Raw genomic sequence first — 1,330 nt, forward strand, 5'->3', positions numbered from 1 at the left:
GGAGCGTATCTTCGCCTGCCAGTCCTGCGGGCTGGTAGGCGGCCGCGACCTGAACGCCGCGGTCAACCTGTCCAACCTCGTCGCCGCCAGTAGGTCGGAGACGGTAAACGCCCGTGGAGCCGACCGTAGGACCCCGTCCGCGGGGCGGGCGGCTGGGAAACGGGAACCCGGCACGGCTCGGGCCGGTCGGACCGGGAGTGCTTCACCGCAAGGTGAGGCGGCATGAGCGCCGCTATCAGGCGCTCTTATGCAACGGAAGGCCGCTGGAGTCGTTCCACGGGACGTTGCGTCTGCCGTGAGCAGATATGCCGCCAGCAGATCAGCGTCGTGGGCGCGGATTTCTCGGCAACGCTGGTGACGCCGGCCCATCGTGCTCGCACCCATTCCCGACGGCCGGCGGGAGGACGCACCATGATCGAATCTTTTTCGCGCCTCACGCAGGCCGGGCCGGGGAGTCCGCGCCGGGCTACCGTGCAGGCCGCCGCATCCGGGCTCGGCTCCGCGGACGACCAGGTGTTCAGCCGGCTCCTCGAGAACCGGATCGTGTTCCTTGGTTCCGTGGTCGAGGACGCGGTGGCCAACGCGATCAGCGCCAAGCTGCTGCTGCTCGCCGCCGAGGATCCCGCGGCCGACATCTACCTCTACATCAATTCGCCGGGTGGCTCGGTGTCCGCCGGCATGGCGATTTATGACACGATGCAGTACGTCGGAAACGACGTGGCGACGGTCGCGCTGGGCCTCGCCGGTTCGATGGGGCAGTTCCTGCTCTGCGCCGGCACGGCGGGTAAGCGCTATGCGCTGCCCCATGCCCGGATCATGATGCACCAGCCGCACGGTGGCATCGGCGGCACCGCTGCCGACATCTCCATCCAGGCCGAGCAGATGCTGTACACCAAGCGCACGCTGCAGGAGCGAATCGCCTTCCACACCGGGCAGACCGTCGAGCAGATCGAGACCGACTCCGACCGGGACCGGTGGTTCACGGCCGAGGAGGCCAAGGAGTACGGCCTCGTCGATCATGTGGTTGTCCGGGCGGATCAGGTACCCAGTGTGGTCAGTGGAGCGGGCATGGGTTTGCGGCGGGCGGGCCGCACCGGTTTCGGCCCCGGCGGCGGGAGCGGGCGATGACCGGGCGGCCTCCCGCCGCGAGCGGGATCATGCTGGGTGGCGGTGCGCCGAGGGCCCGTCACGTCCTGCCGAACATCGTGGAACGGACCTCCCGCGGCGAGTACTCGATGGATCCGTATTCGAAGCTGCTCAAGGAGCGGATCGTCTTTCTCGGTGTGCAGATCGATGATGTGTCGGCGAACGACGTGATGGCGCAGCTGCT

2 protein-coding genes and 1 pseudogene are annotated in these 1,330 nt (G+C 68.2%); all 3 read left to right on the top strand.

Translation table 11 applies throughout. The features are described 5' to 3' along the window. A pseudogene (locus tag BMG523DRAFT_RS26950) lies at positions 1-226 on the top strand (IS607 family element RNA-guided endonuclease TnpB); the annotation flags it as partial. A gap of 185 nt (positions 227-411) precedes the next feature. Then, positions 412-1,128: a ClpP family protease gene (locus BMG523DRAFT_RS22340; RefSeq protein WP_011437164.1), complete on the top strand. Its 717-nt coding sequence runs from the start codon at positions 412-414 to the stop codon at positions 1,126-1,128. Beyond that, positions 1,125-1,330 (top strand): ATP-dependent Clp protease proteolytic subunit (locus BMG523DRAFT_RS22345; protein ID WP_235463416.1); only part of this gene is annotated, 206 nt, incomplete at its 3' end. The genes BMG523DRAFT_RS22340 and BMG523DRAFT_RS22345, both read left to right, overlap by 4 nt.

Origin of the sequence: Frankia sp. BMG5.23 (assembly GCF_000685765.2) — a bacterium.
GTDB lineage: Bacteria > Actinomycetota > Actinomycetes > Frankiales > Frankiaceae > Frankia > Frankia casuarinae.

Excerpts from the sequence above, each read along its gene's own strand:
- BMG523DRAFT_RS22340 (WP_011437164.1), top strand. The coding sequence starts at position 412 with ATGATCGAATCTTTTTCGCGCCTCACGCAGGCCGGGCCGGGGAGTCCG.